The organism is Streptomyces sp. NBC_01012 (genome assembly GCF_045162755.1).
Taxonomy (GTDB): domain Bacteria; phylum Actinomycetota; class Actinomycetes; order Streptomycetales; family Streptomycetaceae; genus Streptomyces.
Map to the genome: position 1 here is coordinate 2,497,604 of NZ_CP108688.1, position 21,114 is coordinate 2,518,717.

General features: G+C 69.9%; 17 protein-coding genes and 2 tRNA genes. 6 read left to right on the forward strand and 13 right to left on the reverse strand.

Features of this window, described 5'->3' with window-relative positions; genetic code table 11:
* Positions 1 to 65: 65 nt before the first annotated feature.
* A complete protein-coding gene (locus tag OG623_RS10895) occupies positions 66 to 1,535 on the reverse strand; it encodes a catalase (RefSeq protein ID WP_406146051.1) in 1,470 nt (489 codons plus the stop codon).
* A gap of 168 nt (positions 1,536 to 1,703) precedes the next feature.
* Here OG623_RS10895 and OG623_RS10900 point away from each other — a divergent pair, with 168 nt between their 5' ends.
* Complete coding sequence (locus tag OG623_RS10900; protein ID WP_406146052.1) at positions 1,704 to 2,123, forward strand: Fur family transcriptional regulator; 420 nt, start codon at positions 1,704 to 1,706, stop codon at positions 2,121 to 2,123.
* 119 nt (positions 2,124 to 2,242) lie between these two features.
* Here OG623_RS10900 and OG623_RS10905 read toward each other — a convergent pair.
* The 4 genes from OG623_RS10905 to OG623_RS10920 all read right to left on the reverse strand — a co-directional run bounded on the left by OG623_RS10905 (position 2,243) and on the right by OG623_RS10920 (position 7,847).
* Positions 2,243 to 2,316: transfer RNA gene (locus OG623_RS10905), tRNA-Met, on the reverse strand.
* Between the two features lie 152 nt (positions 2,317 to 2,468).
* Positions 2,469 to 4,598, reverse strand: coding sequence for a sel1 repeat family protein (locus OG623_RS10910; RefSeq protein ID WP_406146053.1), 2,130 nt, complete (start codon positions 4,596 to 4,598; stop codon positions 2,469 to 2,471).
* A 211-nt stretch (positions 4,599 to 4,809) separates the two neighbouring features.
* Positions 4,810 to 4,883, reverse strand: a tRNA-Met gene (locus tag OG623_RS10915).
* A 42-nt stretch (positions 4,884 to 4,925) separates the two neighbouring features.
* Positions 4,926 to 7,847: a UPF0182 family protein gene (locus OG623_RS10920; protein ID WP_406151779.1), complete on the reverse strand. Its 2,922-nt coding sequence runs from the start codon at positions 7,845 to 7,847 to the stop codon at positions 4,926 to 4,928.
* Between the two features lie 136 nt (positions 7,848 to 7,983).
* On the opposite strand from OG623_RS10920, the gene OG623_RS10925 reads away from it, so the two are divergent.
* Positions 7,984 to 8,544, forward strand: coding sequence for a PPA1309 family protein (locus tag OG623_RS10925; RefSeq protein ID WP_406146054.1), 561 nt, complete (start codon positions 7,984 to 7,986; stop codon positions 8,542 to 8,544).
* A gap of 24 nt (positions 8,545 to 8,568) precedes the next feature.
* Here the strand turns inward: OG623_RS10925 and OG623_RS10930 are convergent, their stop codons facing one another.
* The 3 genes from OG623_RS10930 to OG623_RS10940 all read right to left on the reverse strand — a co-directional run bounded on the left by OG623_RS10930 (position 8,569) and on the right by OG623_RS10940 (position 11,867).
* Positions 8,569 to 9,675, reverse strand: a complete 1,107-nt coding sequence (locus OG623_RS10930) for a PDZ domain-containing protein (RefSeq protein WP_406146055.1) — start codon at positions 9,673 to 9,675, stop codon at positions 8,569 to 8,571.
* A 479-nt stretch (positions 9,676 to 10,154) separates the two neighbouring features.
* On the reverse strand, positions 10,155 to 10,616 hold the full coding sequence (locus tag OG623_RS10935) for a molybdenum cofactor biosynthesis protein MoaE (RefSeq protein WP_406146056.1): 462 nt from the start codon (positions 10,614 to 10,616) through the stop codon (positions 10,155 to 10,157).
* 108 nt (positions 10,617 to 10,724) lie between these two features.
* Positions 10,725 to 11,867 carry an SDR family oxidoreductase gene (locus tag OG623_RS10940; RefSeq protein ID WP_406146057.1) on the reverse strand — a complete coding sequence of 381 codons (1,143 nt, stop codon included), beginning with the start codon at positions 11,865 to 11,867 and terminating at the stop codon, positions 10,725 to 10,727.
* Positions 11,868 to 12,058: 191 nt separating this feature from the next.
* On the opposite strand from OG623_RS10940, the gene OG623_RS10945 reads away from it, so the two are divergent.
* Both OG623_RS10945 and OG623_RS10950 read left to right on the forward strand, forming a co-directional pair.
* Positions 12,059 to 13,522, forward strand: coding sequence for a zinc-dependent metalloprotease (locus tag OG623_RS10945; protein ID WP_406146058.1), 1,464 nt, complete (start codon positions 12,059 to 12,061; stop codon positions 13,520 to 13,522).
* A complete protein-coding gene (locus OG623_RS10950; protein WP_406146059.1) occupies positions 13,519 to 14,082 on the forward strand; it encodes an NUDIX hydrolase in 564 nt (187 codons plus the stop codon). The genes OG623_RS10945 and OG623_RS10950 overlap by 4 nt, the downstream gene beginning before the upstream one ends.
* 86 nt (positions 14,083 to 14,168) lie before the next feature.
* Here the strand turns inward: OG623_RS10950 and OG623_RS10955 are convergent, their stop codons facing one another.
* The 4 genes from OG623_RS10955 to OG623_RS10970 form a co-directional block, all read right to left on the reverse strand.
* Positions 14,169 to 14,924, reverse strand: coding sequence for an AIM24 family protein (locus OG623_RS10955; protein ID WP_406146060.1), 756 nt, complete (start codon positions 14,922 to 14,924; stop codon positions 14,169 to 14,171).
* Between the two features lie 19 nt (positions 14,925 to 14,943).
* Positions 14,944 to 15,624 carry an AIM24 family protein gene (locus tag OG623_RS10960; protein ID WP_406146061.1) on the reverse strand — a complete coding sequence of 227 codons (681 nt, stop codon included), beginning with the start codon at positions 15,622 to 15,624 and terminating at the stop codon, positions 14,944 to 14,946.
* Between the two features lie 11 nt (positions 15,625 to 15,635).
* Positions 15,636 to 17,273, reverse strand: a complete 1,638-nt coding sequence (locus tag OG623_RS10965; protein WP_406146062.1) for a TerD family protein — start codon at positions 17,271 to 17,273, stop codon at positions 15,636 to 15,638.
* A 106-nt stretch (positions 17,274 to 17,379) separates the two neighbouring features.
* A complete protein-coding gene (locus OG623_RS10970; protein WP_406146063.1) occupies positions 17,380 to 18,003 on the reverse strand; it encodes a M48 family metallopeptidase in 624 nt (207 codons plus the stop codon).
* Between the two features lie 182 nt (positions 18,004 to 18,185).
* On the opposite strand from OG623_RS10970, the gene OG623_RS10975 reads away from it, so the two are divergent.
* Entirely contained in the window at positions 18,186 to 19,334 is a 1,149-nt protein-coding gene (locus tag OG623_RS10975; protein WP_406146064.1) for a ThiF family adenylyltransferase, read from the forward strand.
* A gap of 64 nt (positions 19,335 to 19,398) precedes the next feature.
* Entirely contained in the window at positions 19,399 to 20,841 is a 1,443-nt protein-coding gene (locus OG623_RS10980) for an ABC1 kinase family protein (RefSeq protein ID WP_406146065.1), read from the forward strand.
* 38 nt (positions 20,842 to 20,879) lie between these two features.
* On the opposite strand, the gene OG623_RS10985 is transcribed toward OG623_RS10980, so the two are convergent.
* Positions 20,880 to 21,083: a hypothetical protein gene (locus tag OG623_RS10985; RefSeq protein ID WP_406146066.1), complete on the reverse strand. Its 204-nt coding sequence runs from the start codon at positions 21,081 to 21,083 to the stop codon at positions 20,880 to 20,882.
* Between the last annotated feature and the right edge of the window lie 31 nt (positions 21,084 to 21,114).

Genomic DNA, 21,114 nt, shown 5'->3' on the forward strand with positions numbered 1-21,114 from the left:
CGGATTCACGGGAGAGGGACCTCCCGGAATCCGGCCCGCCACCTACGGCAAGCGCCTGGCCTGGACTAGCCGCGCAGGGCCTGGACCGCGGCTTCCAGCCGCTTGCCGAAGTCTCCGTCGGCCTGACGGAAGTTGTCGATCGCGCGCTCGGCGATGTCGTCGCGCGAGACCTTGGAGATGAATCCGGAGAGGTTGTCGATCAGCCGGACCTTCTCCTCCTCCGTCATCAGCCGGTAGAGGTTGCCGGCCTGCACGAAGTCGTTGTCCTCGGCGTGGGCCGGCGTCGCGTGATCGCCGGTGCTGCCGGTGACCGGGACGGGCTCCCAGAGCGGCCGGTCCGTCTGGACGGGACCGCCGAAGCTGTTGGGCTCGTAGTTCTTCGCACCCTTGTGACGGCCGTCGTAGAGGTAGCCGTCACGGCTGTGGGTACGCGCCTCGGTGGCGTGCGGGCGGTTCACCGGCAGATGGTCGGCGTTGATGCCGACGCGGTAGCGGTGGGCGTCGCCGTACGCGAAGAGACGGCCCTGGAGCATCTTGTCGGGGGACGGGCCGATGCCGGGCACGAAGTGCGACGGGCTGAAGATCGACTGCTCGACCTCGGCGAAGACGTTGTCCGGGTTGCGGTTGAGCTCCAGCTTGCCGATCTCGATCGGCGGGTAGTCCGCGTGCGGCCACACCTTGGTCAGGTCGAACGGGTTGAAGCGGTACGTGGCCGCCTCCGCCGCCGGCATGATCTGGACCTGCACCGTCCAGGTCGGGAAGTCACCGCGCTCGATGGACTCGCGCAGGTCGCGCTGGTGGCTGTCCGGGTCCACCCCGGAGAGGCGGGCGGCCTCGTCGGCGGTGAGGTTCTTGATGCCCTGGTCGGTCTTGAAGTGGTACTTGACCCAGAAGACCTCGCCGGCCTCGTTGTTCCACTGGAAGGTGTGCGAGCCGAAGCCGTCCATGTGCCGGTACGAGGCCGGAATGCCGCGGTCACCGAAGAGCCAGGTCACCTGGTGCGTGGACTCGGGCGACAGGCCCCAGAAGTCCCAGACGTTGTCCGCCTCCTGCGATCCGGTGTACGGGTCGCGCTTCTGGGTGTGGATGAAGTCGGGGAACTTGATGGCGTCCCTGATGAAGAACACCGGGGTGTTGTTGCCGACGAGGTCGTAGTTGCCCTCTTCGGTGTAGAACTTCAGCGCCCAGCCGCGGGGGTCACGCGCGGCGTCGGCCGAGCCGAGGTTGCCCGCCACGGTGGAGAAGCGCAGGAAGGTCTCGGTCTGCTTGCCGACCTGCGAGAGGAACTTCGCCCGGGTCCAGCGCGAGACGTCCCGGGTCAGCGTGAAGGTGCCGTAGGCACCGGCGCCGCGGGCATGGACGACGCGCTCCGGGATGCGCTCACGGTTGAAGTGGGCGAGCTTCTCCATGAGCGCCTGGTCCTGCACGAGAACCGGTCCACCCGGGCCAGCGGTCTCGCTGTTCTGATTGTCGGCCACCGGAGCGCCGGCCTCCGTGGTGAGCGGTCCCTGGGTCACGCGCGCCTCCTGCGTCATGTTCCGCACAGCGTCTTTCCCGTGCGGTGTGTTCTCGGCCGTGTGCACGACCGGGGCCTGTCCTGGCCAGTTCGTCACCGATCCTACAATGGACTTAGTCCAAGTCAAGCTGGCATCTAAAGTCACACCGACTCGGGACTCGGGCCCCTCCACTGTTAGGCTGGGCCCATGAGTGACCTCCTGGAACGACTTCGTGGACGCGGCTGGCGCATGACGGCACAGCGGCGCGTGGTGGCTGAGGTTCTCGAAGGGGACCATGTGCATCTCACGGCGGACGAGGTCCACGCGAGGGCCGTCGACCGGCTGCCCGAGATCTCCCGCGCGACCGTGTACAACACGCTGGGCGAGATGGTGTCCCTCGGGGAGGTCATCGAGGTCACCACCGACCGCCGGGCGAAGCGGTACGACCCGAACGCCCACCGCCCCCACCACCACCTGGTGTGCGGGCGCTGCGGAGCGATCAGGGACGTCCACCCCTCCGGCAATCCACTGGCGGACCTGCCGGACGACGAGCGCTTCGGCTTCGCCGTGTCGGAGGTCGAGGTGACCTACCGCGGCATCTGTCCGAACTGCGCCGCCACGGCCTGAGGCCGCACCCGCCCCCTACGTCGCAGGCCTCTGCGCCCACGGCTTCGGGGCGGGCGATATTTGCGCGGGCATACGACAGAGGCCCGGATCCTCGAAAGGATCCGGGCCTCTGTCTTCAGTAGCGGGGACAGGATTTGAACCTGCGACCTCTGGGTTATGAGCCCAGCGAGCTACCGAGCTGCTCCACCCCGCGCCGTTGTGATTGCAACTCTACGGTACCCGCACCGGCCGGAGCAAATTCATTCGCCGGACACCCGGACGCCCTGGCCGGCCTACCTCTCGGCGCAGCGGCCTGCCCCTGGGCCGGCCCACGGGCCGGCCCGCCCGTGGACCGGCCGGCCCTGGTCACGCGGTGAGCTCCTGGTGCAGCGCCTCCAGCAGCCGCGCCGCCCGCTCGGCGACCTCCGCCGGCCCGAGCTCCACGGCACGGGCACACCAGCGCTGCCCCTCGGCCAGCTCGCCCCTGCGCGCGGAGAGCAGCGCGAGGCGCAGGGCGGCTCGGCCGTGCCCGTCGTTGGCCGCGCGGCTCCACCACAGGGCCGCCTCACGCTCGCTGCCCTCACGGGCGAGGAGCAGACCCAGGTTGAAGGCCCCGTTGCGGCTGCCCGACTCGGCGGCCTCGCGGTACCAGCGCGCCGCGCTCGCCATGTCACCGCGCGCTGCCGCGAGCATCCCCGCCCTGACCTGGGCGCGGCGGTGGCCCTGCTCGGCCGCCCGCTCGTACCACTCCTCGCACTCGGTCTTCTCCGGCATCGCCTCTCCCAGCGCGGGAGGCCCGGGCGCCGGCTGGCGCAGGTCGAGGACGCCCGCGAGCCGGAAGGCGGCCTCGGCGCTGCCGCCGCCCGCGGCGCACCGCAGATGGCGCTCGGCCTCCCGCTCGTCGCCGTCGCGCAGCAGGGCCATGCCGACCTGGAGCGCGGCATCGGTGTGCCCGGCCGCCGCCGCCCGCTCGTACCAGCCGAGCGCCGTGCGGTCCTCGTCGCGTCCGGCGTGCAGGATGCCGAGATTGAAGGCGGCGTCCACACTGCCCGCCTCCGCGGCCTTGGAGAACCAGGGCTCGGCCCCGGTCGCGTCCCCGGCCTGGAGCAGCAGCACGGCCAGCGCGTTGGCCGCCTCACGGTGCCCTGCGTAGGCGGCCCTGCGGTACCACTGCTCGGCCTGCGGGATCCGGTCCTGGGCGGCGCAGAGCAGACCGAGGTTGTACGCCCCGTTGACATCGCCCGCGTCCGTGGCGGCGCGGTACCAGCGCTCGGCCGTCTGCTGCTCGCCCCTGGCCGCGTGCAGGGCCCCCAGGGCGTTGGCGGCGTTCCCGTCGCCGTCCTGGGCGGCACGCAGCCACCACACGGCCGCGCTCTCCACGTCGCCCGCGTCGCGCAGCAGGAAGCCGAGGGCACAGGCCGCCCGCGGTTCGCCGTCCTTGGCCGCGGTGAGATACCAGCGGCCTGCCTCCTTCAGCTCGCCGCGCTGTTCGAGGATGGCGCCGAGGTGCAGGGCCGCACGGCGGTGACCGCGCGCCGCGGCCTGGCGGAACCACTGCTCGGCCTCGCCGACACGTCCGGAGTCGGGACCGGCGACGGGGCTGTCCGGCTTCGCCGGCGCACCCGTGCCGAGCCGCGCGCGGTCCTCGCTCACCACACGGCCGAGGCCGAAGGCGTCGTGCGCGTCACCGACGGCGTTGCGCTCGATCGTGCGCGCCAGGCGGTACGCGGCCTCCCGGTGCCCCTGCTCGGCGGCAGCCCGCAGCCAGCGCTCGGCGCCCGGGTCACCACGGTGCTCCAGCAGATCGGCCAGTGCGTACGCGCCCAGCGCGTGCCCCTGCTCGGCGGACTGGCACAGCCAGTACTCGGCGCCGGGCTCGTCGCCCCGCTCCCGGAAGTGGCGGCCGAGGGCGTGCGCGGCCGCGGCGGATCCGGCGACAGCGGCGATGCGCCACCAACCGGCCGCCTCGTCCGCGTATCCCTTCTGGTGGAGGAGTACGCCGAGGTTGTTGGCCGCCGCCCGGTCGCCCTCGGCGGTGGCCGCGCGCAGGTGCACCTCGGCGCCGTCCAGGTCGCCGCGACGCAGCAGGAGGGCGCCCAGCACACTCATCGACGCCGTGTCACCGGCTTCCGCGGCACGCCGGTGCCGCGCCTCGGCCTCATCGGCGTGATCCGTGGCGTCCGTGGTGTCGGCCGTATCCGCAGTGTCCGAAGTGTCCGTGGTATCCGTGGTGTCCGCGGTGTCTTCCGAGCCTGCCGCATCGGTGTTCCCGGGGGCGTACGCGTCATCGGTCGCATCGGCTCCCGCGGCGGCGTCGGCCGTGCCGTCGATGCCCGCGGTGAAGACGTCGGCCTCGTGGGCGCCGTCGGCGAGGTCAGCGGTCCCGGCCAGGGCAGCGGCGAATGCCGCATCTGCCACGTTATCCGCCGTCCGGCCGCTTCGCTGCACAAACCGCCCTGTCTCCAACAGAGTTGCCCTGTCCCCCATAAATACCATCGTCGCACCACCTGCAACCCGCGTACACCTGGTATACCGCGACCAGTGAAGTCACTTCGGCGTTTTGTCGACATGCCCACAGAGAGACAAGTGAAACACGAATGAGTCCAACTCGTGCCCCGCGAACCGCACTTCACTCCGACAACTTGAGAAAAGCCTCGTGGCACGACGAAGGCCCGGATCCCATAGGATCCGGGCCTTCACCTTCTAGTAGCGGGGACAGGATTTGAACCTGCGACCTCTGGGTTATGAGCCCAGCGAGCTACCGAGCTGCTCCACCCCGCGCCGTTGTGTTGAAACACTATCACGGCGCGGGGTCGAACTTTCTCAACTGCCCTGGTCGTCGCCCTCCGGCTTCGTTGCGCCCTCGGTTCCCGACGAGCCGCCGGATCCCTTCTTCTGGGCCGCCGCTGCCCGCTCGAGGGCTTCCTGCAGATCCGTCTGGGCCTTGCCGTAGGCCTCCCAGTCCTGCTCCTTGAGCGCCGCCTCGCCCGCCGTGTACGCCTTCTGGGCGTCCGCGATGGCCTTCTTCAGCGCGGCGTCCCCGGTGGCCGGCGGCTCCGTGGTGTCGCCCGGTTCATCCGGTTCCGTCGGTGGCGTGGTCGTATCGGAGTCGACCCCGAAGACCTCGTTGAGCGCGTCCCCGAGATTGTTCTCGAAGACGATCTTCGACCCGTACGAGGCGGCCACCTTGCGCAGCAGCGGGTAGTTCTGCGTGCCACCGCGCGTATAGACCGGTTCGATGTAGAGGAAGCCTCCGTCGAGTGGCACGGTCAGCAGATTGCCGTACTCGATGTCCGAGTCCGTGCCCTTGAGGTTTCTCACGAACTCGGCGACGTCGTCGTTACCGTTGAGCTCACTCTGTACCTGGCCAGGTCCCTTGACCGTACTGGTGACTCTCAGGAGTCTGATCGTGCCGTAGTCCTTGCTGGCCGCGTCCGCGTCCACGGCCATGAACGCACCCAGGTTCGGGCGCCCCTTGGGGGTGAAGGTCGTGGTCAGGGAGAACTTCTGCGCGTCCTGGTCCGGCATCTTCATGCTCAGGTAGTACGGCGGAACCGACCCTGGTTCCTTGTTCGTCGGGTCGTCCGGCACCTGCCAGGCGTCACTGCCGCTGTAGAACTGCGCGGGGTTCTCGACGTGGTACCGCGTCAGCAGCTCACGCTGGACCTTGAACAGATCCTGCGGGTACCGCAGGTGGTCCATGAGGTCCTTCGGGATGTCGGCCCGTGACTCCACCGTGCCGGGGAACGCCTTGCGCCACGTCTTGAGCACCGGATCCTCGGTGTCCCATTCGTAGAGCTTGACCTTGCCGTCGTACGCGTCGACGGTGGCCTTCACGGAGTTCCGGATGTAGTTGACCTGGTTCTGCTGGGCGACGACCGCGCGCTGGTTGGTGGTCAGCGAGTCGGCCGTGGTGTCACCGAGCGTCGTACGCGAGGCGTACGGATAGCCGTTGGTCGTGGTGTAGGCGTCGACGACCCACTGGATCCGGCCGCCCACGACCGCCGGATAGGCGTCGCCGTCGATGGTCAGCCAGGGGGCCACCGCCTCGACGCGCTCCTTGGGCGTGCGGTTGTAGAGGATCCGCGAACCGTCACCGATGGCTCCGGAGTAAAGGATCTGCGGCTCGCTGAACGACACGGCGTAGGCCGCCCGGTTGAAGGCGTTGGAGAGGCTGACGCCGCTGTCGCCCTTGTAACTGGTGGTCTTCTCGCCGTCCTCCTCGTAGTCGAGCTCCTTCTGGGGCCCGCCGACGATGGAGTACTGCTCGGTCTTCTCGCCGTAGTAGACCCGCTGCTCGTACTTGCCCAGTTCACCGGAGGTGGGCAGGCCCGACTCCGTGAAGTCGGGGGATCCCGACGGGTTGGTGCCCGTCGTGGTGCCCCGGGCCGCGATGACGCCGTAGCCGTGGGTGTACGTGAAGTGGTCGTTGATCCAGTTCCGCTTGGGGAGGCCCTGGAGGTTCAGCTCGCGCAGGCCGATGACGGTGTCCTGCTCCTTGCCGTCCTCGCCCTTGTAGCGGTCGACGTCCAGCGTCTTGGGGAACTGGTAGTAGTTCCTCTTCTGCTGGAGCTGCTGGAACGCGGGCGAGACGACGTTCGGGTCCATCACGCGGTAGCTGGCGGCGGAGTCGGCGCTCGCCCTCAGCTTGGTGCTGTCGTCGGACTTGCTGGTGCCCGCGTAGTCGTCGACCTTGGCGTCGTCGATGTCGTAGGCGTCACGCGTCGCGTCGATGTTCTTCTGGATGAACGGCGCTTCCTTGGCCTGCTCGTTCGGCTGGACCTGGAACTTCTGCACGATCGCCGGGTAGAGGCCGCCGATCAGGATCGCCGAGAGCACCATCAGGCCGAAGCCGATCACCGGCAGCTGCCAGGTGCGCCGCCAGAGCGTCGCGAAGAAGAGCACCGCGCAGATGACGGCGATGCAGAACAGGATCGTCTTCGCCGGCAGATAGGCGTTGGCATCGACGTACCGCAGGCCGGTCCAGTTGTCCGTGGCCTTGAAGTCGCTGGACTTCACGGCCAGGCCGTACCGGTCGAGCCAGTACGCCACGGCCTTCAGCGTGACGAAGACGCCGAGGAGCACGGAGAGATGTCCGGTGGCCGCGCCCGTGGCCCGTGCACCGGGGCTCGTGACCCGCAGTCCGCCGTAGAGGTAGTGGGTCAGCGCCGCCGCGATCAGCGACAGCACCACGGCGGCGAAGCCGAATCCGAGCATGAAGCGGTACCACGGCAGGTCGAAGGCGTAGAAGGAGACGTCCAGCTTGAACTGGGGGTCCTTCTGGCCGAACGGCACGCCGTTGACATACATCAGCCATGTACGCCACTGGCCCGACGCGGAGGCGCCGGCGATCAGCCCGATGAGCGCGGTGACCGCGAGCAGCACCCACTTCTTGTACGGGGCGACACTCATCCGGTAGCGGTCCAGGCTCTGCTGCTCCAGCGACATCGCGCTCAGCGGCGGCCTGAGCCGGTGCGCGAGCCAGATGTTCACACCGATGACCACGGCCATCAGCAGTCCGAAGACGAGGAACAGCCCGATCTTGGTCCACAGGGTGGTGGTGAAGACGGACGAATAATCAACCGACCTGTACCAGAGCCAGTCCGTCCAGAACCCCGCGAACATGACGAACGCCATGGCGAGAACCGCCAGGACGCCCAAAGTCATGAGCAGGGTACGGACGCGCCGGGACGGGCGGCCGACTCTGATCCGTGGCCCGGTCGGGCCTCCGCCGCGGTCCGGCATCTGGAAAGCCAACGTGCGCACCTCGAAGTTCGCGGTCGTGTGGAGCGGGCCCAGCGATCGTAGAGCCCACCTATGCAACTTACTGAGGCTTTACCTAGTTCCCGTTCCCGGGGCACAAGGAGGCAGGATATTAGGCATGCCCAACGTTTCCCCCTCAGGCCCTCCGATGGCCGCGAGTCCACTGACCGTCGCCGTCCTCGAAATCGACGCCTATGCCGCAGGTCTCGGCTGGGACCAGCCGGCCAGGCTGTTCGCCCTGGTCGACACCGCCCGGCTGCGCGCCCAGGAGCCGGGCCTCGCCGCTCAGCTCGGCCTCGACGACACCGCGTCCCCGACCGCCACCCTCACCCCTGTCGAGCAGGAGGAGCTCCCTGCGGGCACCGCGCTGGACGAGTTCCTCGCGACGATCGCCTGGCCCGATGCCGTGGCCGGCTGCGCCATGACGGTCGAGCGGCTGATGCTGCCTCCGTCGGCGGAGGCGTCCGTACCCGAAGGGCTGACCGACGAACAGCTGACCAAGTGGGTCGCCGAGCATCCCGACCGGCAGGAGGTGCGGATGACCGTGGCGGTGCTGCGGGACGGGACACGGGACTCCGCGGTGCGCCTGCGGGAGAAGGACTCCCCGACCGAGGTCCTGACCGGCGCGGGACTGGTTCCCGGGCTGGCCGAGGCGCTCGCGGCCACCTTCGAGTCCTGAGTTTCCCGGCGGGGGCCGGCCGCCTCAGCTCTTCGAGCAGCTCGGCAGGCCGGCCGTGTCCCCCGTACGGATCTTCTCCAGGGACTTCTTGGCGTCGGCGAGCGTCTTCACCCTCACGAGGGTGAGGCCGCTCGGCGTGTCGGACGCCGCGGCGGCGCAGTTCTCGTCCGGGGTCAGGAAGTACCTGGCGCCTTCGTCGCGCGCGCCGACCAGCTTCATGTTGATCCCGCCGATGGGACCCACCGTGCCGTTGTCGTCGATGGTGCCGGTGCCGGCGATGAACTTTCCGCCCGTCAGCTTTCCGGGCGTCAGCTTGTCGATGATGCCGAGCGAGAACATCAGCCCGGCGCTCGGGCCGCCGACATCGGCCAGCTTGATGTCGATCTCGAACGGGAACGTGTGGTCCGTCCCTGCCTGGATCCCCACGATGGCCCGCTCACCGGTGCCGTTCGCGGGGTCCGCGGGAGCCTTGCGCGTGGTGAGGGTGATGTCGCGGGAGCCCTTGGGCTCCTTGCCCGCCTTCTCGGCTGCGGCAGCGGTCTTGGCCGGGATCACCGTGAAGACGACGTCCTCGCCCGGCGTGTGCTTCGTGACGAGCTTGGCGACGTCCTCCGGCTGCTTCACCGCCGTGCCGTCGACCGCCTCGATCACATCGCCTGCGTGCAGCACACCCTCGGCGGCGCTGTCCTTGACGACCGTGGAGACCACCACACGCGAGGTGACGGGGATCTTCAGCTCCTTCAGGGCGGCGACCTTCGCGCTCTCCTGGGACTGGCTGAACTCCTCGGCGTTCTCCTGGGTCGACTGCTCCTCGGTCTTGCCGTCCGGGTAGAGCGTGTTGTGGGGGACGACCACACTGTCGTGGGCAAGCCAGCCGTAGACGGCCTCGACGATGTTCATGTCGTAGTCCGCGCCCGTGACGCGCACCGTCGTCATGTTGAGGTTGCCGGACGTCGGATACGTCTTGTGGCCGCTGATGTGCAGGACCGGCTCGCCACGGGCGTCGCCGAGCGTGTTCACGGTCGGGCCGGGTGACATCTCCGAATACGGCACGCGGATCAGCACGCCCGCGCAGAGCAGCGCGATCAGGATGAGGGTGGAGGCGAGCATCGTCGCGGTGCGGCGTGGCATGGAACGACAGTACGGGAACAGCCTGTCAGTGCACCGTCGGGGCCGGTCCGTACGGGGAGGCGGACGGGCGGAAAGGTCCGGAATGACCGGGAGGCGTCGCGGATTCGCTCGCTGCGTGGACCGTGTTCCACGGGGAGCGGTCGCGTTGCGGTGTTGGCAACCGCGTACAGCTGCTCGGGTCTCAGACCGCCTCGGAACCGGAGTGCGACTTCTCCATCGCTTCACGGAACCTGGCGTAGCCGGCGAGTTCGGTACCGTCGCCGATCGTTCGGTTACGGGCTGCCCACCCTCCCCATATCGCCGCACCGAGAGCAGCTATAAGTGGAATCAACAGCCACGCGAGTGCTGCCATCACGACCTCCCTACCCCATGAGCGACCGCAACTGACGATCAGCAGATTAACCACCTGGATGACCAACGCTCACGGCAGGGGTGCGGTTACGCAAATCGGGGCTGATGCCCCTGGGGACGGTTTGCGCTCAGCAGGCGCCGACCCATTCCTCCGTGCCGTCGGAGAAACGCTGGTGCTTCCAGATCGGGACCTCGCGCTTGAGGTCGTCGATCAGCTTGCGGCAGGCCGCGAAGGCCTCACCCCGATGGGCGCAGGACACGGCGACGACCACTGCCAGATCGCCCACGGACAGTTCACCCACCCGGTGGACGGCGGCCAGCGCCCGCACCGGGTACTCCGCGACGACCTTCTCGGCCACCCTGCGCAGCTCGTCGCCGGCCGTCGGGTGACAGGAGTACGCGAGGGCGCCGACGTCCTGTCCCCCGTCGTGATCGCGCACCGTGCCGACGAAGAGCGACGTGCCTCCCGCGGAGTCGTCGCCGACCGCGCGGAAGATCTCGTCGACGGACAGCGGCGTGTCGCGGATGTCCAGCAGCCGGATGGGGTCCTGGGTCGCGTGCTCGCCGGGGTGATCGTTGGTGCGTGCCATGGGGCCATCGTGCCGCACGCCGCGCGCTCCCCGGAATAGCGGTTTCGACCGGTGCCTCACGGGTCGGCTTGGAGCCTTCTACCAGGCAGTGGCCCGAACGCGGTCCCGCTAGAAGCGCCGGCGCGCCTTGCGGGCCCGCCGTACGAGCGCCGCGGTGCCGAGCAGCGCCACGGTCGCACCCGCCGCACCCGCCGCCGTGGCGTCCTTGCGTCCCAGTCGCCGGCCGGCGACCGTGTGGCGCCCTTCCACCTCTTCCAGGAGCGCCGCCAGGACCTCCTCGTTGGTCCAGCGGGGGCGCCATCCCGCGTCGTGCAGCCTGCTCACACTGACCACCCAGGGGTGCATCGTGTAGGCGAGGTCGCCCGCCGGTGACGGTGTGAGGCCGATCCGGTGCAGCCTGGCCGCCGCACCGAGGGCGACGGCGGAGGGCAGCTCCATCCGGCGCACCCCGGAGAGCTCCTCCACCTCCTCCTGTTCGAGCCAGCCGTCGCAGCCGACCGCGAACTCCCCCTCGATCTGTTCGAGAGCCGCGTACTCCAGGGCGCTGACCAGGTCGTCGACGTGGCAGAACTGCCAGGCGGGGCGGGAGCCTGCGACGACCAGCAGCCTGGGCGACTCGAAGTACCGGGTGAGCGCCGTGTCCGTACCCCCGACCAGGACGGTGGGACGCACGACCGTGACGTTGAGGCCGGGGTGGGCGCGGGGTGCGCGGCGGCCGAGCCGTTCGATCTCCAGCAGGTCGCCGACACCGGTGGCCTCGGCGGTGGCCCGCAGTTCCGCGTCCTCGGAGAGCGGGATGTCGTTGTCGGGCAGAGCGCCGTAGACCATCGCCGATGTGCACAGCACGACCCGGTGGACGCCCACGGCAGCCGCGGCCGTCAGCACGGTCTGGGTACCGCGCACGTTGTACGCGGTACGGGCGGCGGGGTCGGTCTCCAGGTCGAGGTCGAGCGCCAGGTGGACGACGACGTCCGCGCCGCGCAGCTTCTCGGCGATGGCGGGGTCCCGCACGTCCAGGATGTGCCATGTCGCCTCGGAGACGTCCCCCCTGCGTTCGTCTATGGCGATGACCTGCTTGATCCGGTCGGATGCGGCGAGATGCGCGGTGAGCAGCTCACCGACGCCGCTCGCGGCACCGGTGACCGCGACGACGGGGCCGCGACTTCGGGCAGAATTTTTCGTGGGCTTGCTTTCGGGCGAGGGGTCGGCCAGGTTTCGCGCTGCGCGAACCTGCGGATCTGGGGAACTCACCGGGCGTCTCCAGCGGTTGTCTTCAGTACGTACCCGAATGACGCGTACGTACCAGGTGGCGTCCATCCTGCCGCAGGCCGGGAGCCGGCGGAGCACTGAGGGCCCGAGCGGGCTTCGGTGTCTACGCTGGATGGTGATGTCGGGCAGCCGCCGTCGGTTCCAGCCGGCGGCCCTACGAGCCGAGGAAACCCGTGAGTGACACCCCATTCGGATTCGGCCTTCCGCCGGAGGAGCCGGACGACGGCGACGAGGGCAAGAAGAAGGACCCCACCGGTGGTGGGCAGGGCTCGGGCGGGCCGGCGAACCCGTTCGGCTTCGGGCAGGGCGCGGGCGGGGACAATCCGTTCGCGGCGATGTTCGGTTCGATGAACCCGAACGACCTGGGTGCGGCCTTCCAGCAGCTCGGCCAGATGCTGAGCTACGAGGGCGGCCCGGTCAACTGGGACATGGCCAAGCAGATCGCCCGCCAGACGGTGTCGCAGGGCACCACGGACGGCAGCAAGGACGCGAGCGTCGGACCCGCGGAGCGGGCCTCCGTCGACGAGGCGCTGCGTCTCGCCGACCTCTGGCTGGACGGTGTGACCTCGCTGCCCTCGGGCTCCGTCTCGACGGTGGCGTGGAGCCGCGCCGAGTGGGTCGAGGCCTCGCTGCCCGCGTGGCAGCAGCTGGTGGACCCGGTGGCCGAGCGTGTCGGCCTGGCCATGGGCGATGTGCTGCCGGAGGAGATGCAGGCCATGGCGGGCCCGCTGATCGGCATGATGCGGTCCATGGGCGGCGCCATGTTCGGCCAGCAGATCGGCCAGGCCGTCGGCACGCTCGCCGGTGAGGTCGTCGGCTCGACCGACATCGGCCTGCCGCTCGCACCGGCCGGCAAGGCCGCGCTGCTCCCGCTGAACGTCGAGCGGTTCGGCAAGGACCTGAGCGTGCCGCAGGACGAGGTGCGGCTGTATCTGGCGCTGCGCGAGGCGGCCCACCAGCGGCTCTTCGCCCACGTCCCGTGGCTGCGCTCGCATCTGTTCGGCGCGGTCGAGGCCTATGCGCGCGGCATCAAGGTCGACACCAGCAAGCTGGAGGACGTCGTCGGGCAGTTCGACCCCTCGCAGCCCGAGCAGCTTCAGGACGCTCTTCAGCAGGGCATGTTCCAGCCGGAGGACACCCCGGAGCAGAAGGCGTCGCTGGCCCGTCTGGAGACCGCTCTCGCCCTCGTCGAGGGCTGGGTGGACGCGGTGGTGCACGAGGCCGCGCAGTCCCGGCTGACCTCGGCCGACGCCCTGCGCGAGACGATGCGCAGGCGCCGTGCCTCCGGCGGTCCCGCCGAGCAGACCTTCGCCACGCTCATCGGGCTCCAGCTGCGGCCGCGCCGGCTGCGCGACGCCTCCCGGCTGTGGGCCTCGCTCACGGACGCCCGGGGTGTCGACGGGCGTGACGGCCTCTGGGAGCACCCGGACATGCTGCCGACGGCCAGGGACCTGGACGACCCGGACGGCTTCGTCCACCACGAGCAGCTGGACTTCTCCGAGCTGGACAAGATGCTCGGCGAGGCGGCGGAGGGCCCGCGGAAGCCCGCCGCCGAGGAGCGGAGCGAGAAGGAGCCCGGCGACGACGACGGCCCGGAGGGCCTGAAGGGCGACGGCAAGGACGACTCCGGCCGGTGAGCCTGTACGACGACGCGATCTCGGTACTCAGGAGCTACGACGGCGACGCGGCCCAGGCCGAGCTGAGCCGGACGTATCTGACCCATCTGGCCGAGCACCCCGACGGCATGTGGAAGGCGTGCGGGGCAGGGCATCTGACCGCCAGCGCGCTGGTGATCGACCCCGAGCGCGGCAGGGTCCTGCTGACGCTGCACAGGAAGCTGCGGATGTGGCTTCAGATGGGCGGGCACTGCGAGCCCGGGGACACCACCCTGGCGGCGGCGGCCCTGCGCGAGGCCACGGAGGAGTCGGGGATCCCCGGGCTCACCCTGCTGCCGGGCGGGCCCGTGCGGCTCGACCGTCATCCCATTCCGACGCCCTGCCACTGGCACCTCGATGTGCAGTACGCGGCGACGGCATCGGCCGGGGCTGTGGAGCGCATCAGTGACGAGTCGCTCGATCTGCGCTGGTTCCCCTACGACGAGGTGGCGGGGGTGGCGGACGCCTCGGTCGGGCGACTCCTCACGGGCGCCCGCGCACGGCTGGATCAGGGCGGCCTCCAGGACGATCGGCGGGCGTGAGGGGCGGCTCCCCGTGGGAGACCGCTCCTCACGCCCGCCCGCGCGCGATCCGAGCAGGCGACCCGGCTCGGGCGGGGGCGGCTCGGTCAGTTCCAGGCGTTGTTCTGGTTCTGGCCGTGCGCACCCTGCTGCCCCATACCGAACTGGGCCGCGACCCCCGAGCCGATCTGGGCGCTCTGCGGCGGCAGCACCTCGCTCGGCTGGACGAGGGCGAAGCCCTGGCCGAGGAAGCTCAGCTCCCAGCCCTCCCCCGTGTTGCCACGGCGCCGGAAGACGCCGGACGAGTGGGTCTGGGCCTGCATCTGCACCCGCAGCCCGCTCGACCAGGCGACGATCGCGTCGGCGTCGGCGTTGACGTACTTGTCGGGGGTGACCTGGATCGACAGCGGCCGGCCGGAGGTCATCAGGGCGACCTTGCCGTCCCCCGTGATGTTGAGCTGGTACTTGCCGGTGCCGGAGACCCCGTACTGGCTGTCCACCGCGATGACCTCGGTGTGCAGCGAGGAGTCCAGCGCGAGCACATAGGCGCTGTCGACCGTCATGCCCTCGTGGTCGACGTCCACCACATGGATGTACTGCGCGAGGTTGGCCAGATAGACCGTGCCCTGCCCCGAGCAGCGCATGAGGTCGAGGCCCTCACCGGTGCTCCTGCGGGCCTGGCGCTGGCCGTGCGACTGGTACTCCCCGTCGAACTCGATGAGTCCCTGGTAGGCGACCATGGCGCCCTTGCGGGCCAGGACGTCGTCGTGGCCGCCCAGCGCGACCCGCAGGAGCTGCGGATTCTGGACGGTGTAGCGGTCCTGCGACTGCTGTTCGGTGTAGCTGAAAAGCGGACTCTGCATGATGTGTTTCTCCCCCCGCTCAGTTCCGGATCCGCAGGCGGTCGGTACTGTCCTCGCTCGGCTGGACGACGACGATGCCCTGGCCCGAGAAGGCCATCTGGTACGCCTCTCCGCTGCCGCGCCCGATGAGCGAGCCCGCCTTGAAGCTGCGCTTGCCCTTCACCTTGAGGTTCGGGGACCAGGCGACGAGGGCGTCGGGGTCGACATAGGTCTCGTCCTCGCCCCGGCCGCAGTCGACGACGATCGGTGTGCCGCGCGAGGTGATGGCGACCCATCCCGTGCCCTGGATCCCGATGTTCCACAGGCCCTGGCCTGCGAACTTCGCCATGCCCTTGACCCGCTCCACACCCCAGGTGAGGTGACTGTCGAACGCCAGGAGATTGGTGCCGTTGACCGAGAGCGCGTCGTTGTCGAGGTTGATGACGACGACGTCGGCGCCGTAGTCGGCGAGGTAGAGCAGTCCGTCCCCGGAGCACTTCATCAGCGGTGCGCCCTCGCCGGTGATCCACTGGGCGGCGATGCTGCGGACGGCGGGCGGGTTGGGTTCGTACTGGATGAAGCCCTCGTAGGCCACCATCGAGCCGGTGCGCGCGTAGAGGTCCTGGCCGGTGGCCATGGCGACCTTGAGCATGGTGCTGCCGTGGTTCTCCATGCGGGCCGTGACAGGGGTCGGGGCGAAGCCCGCGAGCTGCTGATTCATGACGGGCTCCCTCAGACCTCGTAGGGCTGTACGACGATGAAGTTCCCGGGGGCTCCCCGGAACTGGAGGTTCACGGTCTCCCCGCTGTGCCCCGGGTACGCGTTGCGGCGCAGCCGGACCTGGCTGGAGATGATCACCTGGGACGCAGCCGACCAGGCCACCACGGCGTTGCAGTCGGCGAAGGTGGTCGGCGTGACCGGTAGGACGACCGGCACGCCGTGGGTCTTGACGACGATGGTGCCGGTGCCCTGGAACAGCATCGTGAACAGGGCGCCGCCCGGGATCCCGTGCCCTTCGATCCTGCGCACCTCGTACTGCAGGGATTCGTCGAAGGCGAGGACGTTCTCCGCGGAGACGCAGATGCCGTCTCCCTGCAGTTCGATGGGATGCAGATGGGTCCCATCCTCGGCGAGGAAGACCTGGCCACGGCCGGTGCAGCGCATCAGCTGCATCTCCTGGCCCGTGGCGTTGCCGACCATGCGGCCCGCGAAACCGGCGCCCTTGTAGCCGAAGTCGACCTTGCCCTGGTACATCACCATGCTGCCCTGACGGGCCAGGACGGGGGCACCGTCGCCCATCGTCAGGTCGACGCGCATGAGCTTCGCGTTCTGCGAGGTCCAGCGCTGCCCGGTGGCCGTCTCCTTGTAGAGCTGCAGGGCGGCCTGCAGGCCTGCGCCGCCCGCGGGAACGCCCTGGGGCACGCCTTGCGGCATACCTGGCTGCATTCCGGGGGGCTGCTGGCCGAACGCCGGGGCGGCCGGGGGCTGCTGGCCGAAGGGCGGGGCGGGCGGCGCCTGCTGGCCGTAGGGCGGCGGTGGGGCGGGCGGGGCTCCTTGGCCCGGGACCTGGCCGAACTGCGGCTGCTGCGGGGGCTGTCCGTACGGCGAGGGTGCCGGTGCCTGCGGAGCCGGCGGCTGTGCCAGGGGGGCCGCGATGGTCGGCGCGGCGTGTATCGACGGCTGCTGCGGCGCGGGAGCCGGCGCGGCCGGAGACCCGAACGCCGGTGCGGGCTGCGGCGGCTGGGGCGCAGCGGCCGGAGCACCGAAGGCGGGAGGCGCGGAGGCCTGGGCGGGTGGCGCGAACGAGGGAACGGCACCCTGCGGCGGTGCGGCGGGTGCCTCCTCGGCGACCTCCCCGCCGAAGTTCTTGAGCAGCGCTTCGAGTCCGCCGTCGAAGCCCTGTCCGATCGCGGCGAACCGCCAGACGTCCTTGAGATAGAAGTCGCCGAGCATGACCGCGCGCTCGGTGGTGAACTCCGAGCCGGTGAAGGCGTACCTCACCACTTCCTCGCCACCGGCCACGATCCGGATGTATCCGGGGCCGACCTGCGACATCTGCCCCGCACCGTCGACGGTCGCGGTGAACGACAGCTTGTGGATGTTCGCCGGAATGCGGTCGAGGGTGACGCGGAACGATTCTGTGTCGCCTGCCTGGGCACCGAGAAGCTGAATGGACTCCTCAGGTGATTTCGGCTGGTTGAAGAAGATGAAATACCGGTCGTCGGAGAGCTGCTCATTGGCGTCGAGACCGAAGCAGCTGATGTCGAACGTCAGGCCGGGGCCCGCGATCTGCACACCTACGTACAGATCCGTCCCTGACGTGAGATCACTGACCTTGGCCTTGTGGCCGCGCTGAAATTCCCTGGCCATGCGTAACGACCGTCCCCCATCCCGAAGGTGAATGCATCGCGTCAGGCTAACCGCAAACCACGACATCGAGCCAAGCCGGTACAGACCCGGTACAGAAGCGGCGAGGTCACTCCTCGCGGGCGGCGGGCAGATGCGGAAGCCGGTCGGCCGCCACCACTCCTTCGAGGTAACCCCGCGCACGCTCGGTACGGGGGTACGCCTCCAGGAGCCGCCAGAAACGCGGCCCGTGACCGGGGACCAGCAGATGGGCCAACTCGTGCAGCAGGACGTAGTCGAGCACGTACTCCGGCATCCCCTGAAGCCGGTGCGAGAGCCGGATGCTGCCCTCGGCCGGAGTGCAGGAGCCCCAGCGGGTGTTCTGATTGGTCACCCAGCGCACGGAGGCCGGCCGCGCACGGCCGTCGAGATACTGACCGGAGAGCCGCTCCGCGCGGTCGGCCAGCTCGGTGTCACCGATGACGTGTTTGCTCTCCTGCGCGGCGAGCTTGTCCAGCATCACGCCGACCCAGCGCTGCTCCTCGTCCTTCGACATCCTGGCGGGGATGAGCACGATGGTGCGGTCGCCCTCCCGGTACGCGGAGACCGTCCGGCTGCGCCGGGTGCTCCTGCGGACCTCGACCGCGCTCGTCGCCGACGCACGGGGCTGCTGGGCGGCTGAGCCGGTCTGCCGACGTCCGGCGCCACGCGCAGGGGTCTCCCCGGTGAGACCAGGTGAGGAGTCGGCGGGCACGTCACGACGTTACCCGCTGACAGCACGGTAAGTCCCGCCTCCCCGACGGACCGGCGTTGATCCACTTCTCGACATGCACCATTTGAACGACTAATGCCCCTGCCTGTGGATAACTTTCCGCCCGTTTCGCCGCCACGTTGCATTCTGGCAACGGAGCCCCCGACATCGACCTGGGAGAAGTCATGCATCCGATGCTGAAGCCCGCGCTGCGCCGTGCCTGGCGGGGGCGGAACACCGTGCAATTCGGCGTGACGCCCGCACACGCGGTAACGCTGGGACCGTTGGATATCGCCACAGGCAGCTTTCTGGAACTGCTCGACGGAACACGCGGGCTTCCGCTGCTCCGCGAGGAGGCCAGAGCTCTGGACCTGTCGGACCGGCATGTGGACATTCTCGTGTCGCGCCTCACGGAGGCCGGTCTGCTGGACGATCCGGACGCGGGCGGCCCGGAGGCCGACGCCTTACGCCGACGGGCCGAGACCCTGGAGCGCCAGCGCTCCGACGCCGCCGCGCTCTCCGTGGTCCATCCGACACCCGGCAGCGGACTGCGCAGGCTCGCGGCCCGGCGCGCGATGCGGGTCCAGGTGCGCGGAGCCGGCAGGGTCGGCGCGACGATCGCCGCGGTCCTGTCGGGGTCGGGGGTCGGCCAGGTCGAGGTGCTCGACGGGGGCCGTACCGAACCCTGGGACGTCGCCCCTGGCGGCCTCCCGGCGTCAGCGGTCGGAGAGCGCCGGGACACGGCGGCCCGGCAGCTGGTGCGCAGATCCGCGGTGGTCGGCCCTCCACGATCGAGCGGCGGGACGGGCAGGCCCCCGGCGAACGGCGAACCCGCCCTGTCCCTGATCGTGGTGGCACCCAGGGACGGCCTCTCCGTCTACGCCCCCGACCCGGACACCGCGGCGCCATGGATCTCCTCGGGCACGCCCCATCTCTATGCGGGGGTGATCGAAGCCACCGGAGTGGTCGGGCCGTTGGTGCTGCCGGGAGGCACCGGCTGCGCCGGCTGCCTGGCACTGCACCGCACGGAGGCCGACCCGCAGTGGCCTCGGATGCTCGCGCAGTGGAGGTCGGGGCGGCGTACCTGGGTGCAGGCCTGCGACCTGGGCCTGGCGACCGCGGTGGCGGGCCTGGCCGCGGCCCACGCGCTGTCGTTCCTCGACGGAGAGCTGCCGTCCAGCACGGGGGCACGGTGGGAGGCCGCCATGCCGATGCTGGACTGGCGGCCGGAGCGGCTGGATCCGCACCTCGAGTGCCTCTGCGGTGCCGCCGGGCACACTGAGGTGGAGCTCACCCCCGCGGCCGGCGCCACGCACGACACAATGGCCGGGTGACCGTCGCCGACGGAGCTGAGCCGGATACTCACGCCGCACGGCAGTCTGGGAACTGGAGGGGCACATGTCTGATCTTCCCCGGAAGGCGGTCACCCGTACCGCGAAGCTGGCAGCCCTGCCGCTCGGCTTCGCCGGCCGTGCCACCTGGGGTCTGGGCAAGCGGATCGGCGGGAAGCCCGCCGAGATGGTGGCGCGTGAGGTCCAGCAGCGCACGGCGGACCAGCTCTTCAAGGTCCTCGGTGAGCTGAAGGGCGGTGCGATGAAGCTCGGACAGGCGCTGTCCGTCTTCGAATCCGCGCTGCCCGAGGATGTCGCGGGCCCCTACCGAGCGGCGCTGACCAAGCTGCAGGAGGCGGCGCCACCGATGCCGACCACCACGGTCCACGGGGTGCTGGAGGAACAGCTCGGCGATGACTGGCGGGAGCTGTTCATCGAGTTCGACGACCGGCCGTCCGCCGCGGCCTCGATCGGGCAGGTCCACCGCGCCGTGTGGCACGACGGGCGCGATGTCGCCGTGAAGGTGCAGTATCCGGGCGCCGGTGAGGCGTTGCTGTCGGATCTCACCCAACTCAGCCGCTTCGCGCGGCTCCTGGGGCCGCTGGTGCCCGGGATGGACATCAAGCCGCTCATCACGGAGCTGCGCGACCGGGTGTCGGAAGAGCTGGACTACGGCCTGGAGGCCCAGGCCCAGCAGGAGCACGCGGCGGAGTTCGAGGACGATGCCGATGTCGTGATCCCCCAGGTGGTGCATCAGTCCGAGCAGGTACTGGTCACGGAGTGGATCGACGGAATCCCGCTGTCGGAGGTGATCGCCGACGGCACGACGCGGCAGCGGGACCGCGCGGGCCAGCTGCTGGCGCGTTTCCTGTTCTCGGGTCCGGCCCGCACCGGTCTGCTGCACGCGGACCCGCATCCGGGTAACTTCCGGCTGCTGCCCCCGGTGGACGGCATGACCGCCGATGACCCGGACGGCCCCGACGACGAGACGCCCTGGCGTCTGGGGGTGCTGGACTTCGGCACGGTGGACCGGCTTCCCGGCGGTCTGCCGGGGATCATCGGTGACGCGCTGCGGATGACGCTCGACGGGGACGCCGAGGCCGTGTACGCGATGTTGCGCGAGGCGGGCTTCGTCAAGGAGTCCATCGAGCTCGATCCGGACGCCGTGCTCGGCTATCTGCTGCCCATCATCGAGCCGGCGCAGGTGGACGAGTTCACCTTCACCCGCTCCTGGCTGCGCAGCCAGGCGGCCCGGATCGCTGATCCGCGCTCCCCGGCGCATCAGATGGGGAAGCAGCTGAATCTGCCGCCGTCCTATCTGCTGATACACCGCGTGACGCTGAGCACGATCGGGGTGCTCTGCCAGCTGGGCGCGACCGTCCGTCTGCGTGACGAACTGGAGTCCTGGCTACCGGGTTTCCTCCTGGAGGAGGAGTGCGAACCGGCCGAGGACGGCGAGCGGGACGGTGCGCAGGACAGCGCGGAGGAGGCCGCGGCGGTCGAGGTGTAGGAGCGCCGCAGACCTACCGGTCACCACCAGCCTGCCGGTCACCACCAGGCGGAGTCGAGTCTGCTCTCGATCGCTCTGATGTGGGTGCGCGCGCAGTCCTCGCAGAAGTACTGGCGGCTGCCGTTCTCCACGGAGCAGAGCCACGTAGGAGGTGGCGGGTCCGATGTCGCGGTGGTGCCGCAGCGGGCACACACCAGACGATCGGCGACCGGTTTCGCGGGGTGATGAGTCTCCTCGTCCACCTCGCGACGATAACGCCGCCCGGAGCCCGGC